General features: G+C 59.7%; 3 protein-coding genes and 1 pseudogene. All 4 read left to right on the forward strand.

All coding sequences use genetic code 11. The features are described 5' to 3' along the window. Positions 1-183: 183 nt before the first annotated feature. A pseudogene (locus tag IVB47_RS04125) lies at positions 184-545 on the forward strand (hypothetical protein). Beyond that, complete coding sequence (locus IVB47_RS04130) at positions 545-961, forward strand: hypothetical protein (protein WP_247460019.1); 417 nt, start codon at positions 545-547, stop codon at positions 959-961. Before IVB47_RS04125 ends, IVB47_RS04130 begins: the two are co-directional and overlap by 1 nt. A gap of 137 nt (positions 962-1,098) precedes the next feature. Further along, complete coding sequence (locus IVB47_RS04135) at positions 1,099-2,538, forward strand: IS1182 family transposase (RefSeq protein ID WP_247460021.1); 1,440 nt, start codon at positions 1,099-1,101, stop codon at positions 2,536-2,538. Between the two features lie 316 nt (positions 2,539-2,854). Next, the coding region (locus IVB47_RS04140; protein ID WP_247460023.1) for a caspase family protein at positions 2,855-3,344 on the forward strand (490 nt) is incomplete at its 3' end.

Raw genomic sequence — 3,344 nt, forward strand, 5'->3', positions numbered from 1 at the left:
TTTTGTCGCCGTCGTTGTCCGCCTCTGTAGCCAGCCGCCGGCATTGCTCCGCCCTGCTCTTAAACCGGTCCGCTTCCGACACACCGTTCTCCTCTCGTCTGCTAATCGCGCGAGAGGTGCAGCGTTCCGGAACGAATATGCCCTCCTCAAATTGAGTCCGGGTTCTTTTGGTGGAGTAAGTGTATGCGTTCCTCGCCCTCAATTGTTCCGGCCGACCATCTCGACCGCGACATCTACATTGTTCTTGAAGACTTCGGCGCGCGGGCCGGCTGCGCCTGGCGCGAGACGGACGAACAGGCACCGATCTTGAAACGGTGCTGCAAGGCCTGCTTTCCGGCCAGAATATCTGTCCGGTCCGGATCGTGTGCTTCAACGCGAGCGAAGGATGGTCGCGCGACGCCACCTCCGATATCGCCGATGCCCTGGCCCAGCGCACAGCCGAGAACGATGACGATGTCTCGGCCGCTCTCCAGGGCTTCATCAGTGCCAATGCGACCAGGCGCTTTGACGCACAGCTCGAGCTGCCGCTAAAGGGCGCCACGTGATGTTCCGAGAGGGCAAGCCGCAAGGCCCTGCCCCGCAAAGCGAGACGGACCACTTCATCCGCTGCACGATCTGCGGCAAGATGTTGGACATGTGCGACCTGGGCAGCGTGCTTGACCATTTGCATGGCGAGGAGATCGAGGAAGAGCCAGCGGCGATTAACGGAGGACCGGACGTGGCATGCTCCCAATGTGGCGATACCCACTGGGTTTGCGAGAACCATGCCGACCGCCCCTGGGACGGCCCAAAGGCCCGCGGCTGCGGCGGCGCCGGCGACCCCTCCCCGGCTTGCAACGATGCCGCACCCGACGAGATGCCGCTGCCGCCCGGATTTGAAAACAGCCTCACCAGCGTTGTCGTCATGCGCCCGCTGTTGAGGAACCCAGCCGGAACGCCACGACCGAAGCCGCGGAGCTAGGTCGTGTAGTCATAACGTCGGCTTAGCGACACCAAGCGGACGTCTCCAACCTCAGCCGTGATCGGCGGCAAGTGACCCTGGCTGTGTGAAAACGCCGTGCCTGCTATGATTCCCGCACTGAATCGGCGGGGGCTGGCATGGCTCGTTTCGTTCAAGGAGCTGATCGCGGGCAATCTACTTTGTTGCCGGAATGCCTGGACGACTGGGTTGCAGATGACAATCCGGTTCGCGTGATCGACGCCTTCGTTGCAGCCCTCGATCTGGCTGAACTTGGGTTCGGTGGCGTTGAGCCTGCCGGCACAGGTAGGCCGTCGTATCATCCGGCCGCGCTCTTAGGGCTCTACATTTACGGTTATCTCAACCGTGTCCATTCGAGCCGCCGGCTTGAGCGTGAAGCTGGCCGCAACGTCGAAGTGATGTGGCTGCTCGCCAGGCTTGCGCCTGATCACAAAACGATTGCCGATTTCCGTAAGGACAATGGTCCCGGCATCAAAAAGGTCTGCGCGCGCTTCGTCGAGGTGTGCCGCAAGATGGGCTTGCTCGCGACAGCCAGCGTTGCGATCGACGGCAGCAAATTCAAAGCAGTCAATAATCGCGATAAGAACTTCACGCGCGGCAAAGTCGAGCGGCGGCGCACGCAATTGGAGGAGAGTGTTGCGCGCTATCTCGCTCAGCTCGATACCGCCGACCGGCAGGAGCCGTCGGAAACACTGGAGTTAAAAAAGACGCGGATCAAAGAACGGCTGAAAAATCTGACCGTTGAAATGGCGAAACTCGCAGCGATTGAAAAACAGGTTCTGGCGTCGCCCGATCAGCAGATATCGTTCACTGATCCCGACAGCCGTTCGATGGCCACGAGCGGCCGTGGTTCTGGCGTCGTCGGCTACAACGTGCAGACGGCGGTCGATACAGAAAACCATCTGATCGTCGCGCACGAGGTGACAACAAGCGGCTCAGACCGGTCGCAACTTGCAAACATAGCCCGGCAAGCCAAAGCCGTTCTTGAGGCCGACACGCTCGATGTTGTCGCCGATCGCGGCTACTTCAAGGGTGAAGAAATCGTGGCGTGCGAGCAATCTGGCATCACGGTGACTTTGCCCAAGCCGATGACATCGGGTGCGAAGGCTTCGGGACGCTTCGGCAAACAGGACTTTGCTTATCTGCCAAATGAGGATGTTTATCGCTGCCCTGCCGGTGAGAAACTCAAATATTATTATACCAACGACGAAGACGGCCAGAAGCTGCGCAACTATTGGACGAACGCCTGCAAAACCTGTCCACTCAAATCGAAGTGCACGCCGAGCCCACAACGCCGTATCAAGCGATGGGTGCACGAGGACGTTCTCGAACGCGCTCAGGCGCGGCTCGACAAGAATCCAAACGCCATGCGCACACGCCGCGAGACCGTCGAGCATCCGTTCGGCACACTGAAGATGCGCATGGGCGCGACGCACTTCTTGTGCGTGACGCTGCCGAAAGTTGCGACCGAGATGGCGCTGTGCGTGCTCGGCTACAATCTGACACGCGTGCTGAACATCGTCGGGATGAAACCGCTGCTGGCGGCGGTGAGGGCGTGATACGGGCGTTGCCGCGCGGCCGTTGCGGTTCATGGGGCGCGTAAAAGAGCCCCGACATTGCCTCAGGATGAGTTCTGGTCGAGCGGCCGTAAAACTTGCCCAAATTGATCGGACCGCGATAGCCTGAGCTCAACCGCGCTGGTCCGCGTCATGCAACAGCGTTTTTACACGACCAAGACCCGAAGCGGACTTTCAGTGCCGCAGCCCCATAATGCCTTTGATCAGACGCACGGCGTAGTGTGACTAATGTCACTGAGTCGAAGCTTGCGTTTCCGCAGCCCCCGCATACCCTGCGCATATGGTATCCGGAGCTGTGATGGGCGCGCTTGGCTGGTTTTCATTATGCTTTTGTGTATTGCTGACCTGCAGCTCAGCCCAAGCCGAGCGCCGCGTCGCGCTGGTGATCGGGAATTCTGCTTACAAGAGCGTCGCCAGGCTGAGCAACCCGGCAAACGATGCCACGCTCGTCGGAGGCATGTTCAAGAAAGCCGGGTTCGACACCGTCGATGTCAGGCTCGATTTGAGCATCGTCGAGATGCGCAAGGCGCTACGTGAGTTCGGCGGGCGTACGCGCGAGGCCGATGTCGCCGTCATCTACTACGCTGGTCATGGCATTGAACTGGACGGAAACAACTATCTCATTCCGACCGATGCGGTTCTGGAAACTGACACCGACGTCTATGACGAGGCATTGCAGCTCGACCGCTTGCTGGTGACCGTCGAGCCTGCCAAGCAGCTAAGGCTTGTGATCCTCGATGCCTGCCGAGACAACCCGTTTGCTAAAACGATGAAGCGCACCGTTGCCT

It is taken from the genome of Bradyrhizobium sp. 62, from assembly GCF_023073035.1.
Classification (GTDB): Bacteria; Pseudomonadota; Alphaproteobacteria; order Rhizobiales; family Xanthobacteraceae; genus Bradyrhizobium.

Coding starts and splice junctions, on each gene's coding strand:
- IVB47_RS04130 (WP_247460019.1), top strand. CDS start 545: ATGTTCCGAGAGGGCAAGCCGCAAGGCCCTGCCCCGCAAAGCGAGACG.
- IVB47_RS04135 (WP_247460021.1), top strand. CDS start 1,099: ATGGCTCGTTTCGTTCAAGGAGCTGATCGCGGGCAATCTACTTTGTTG.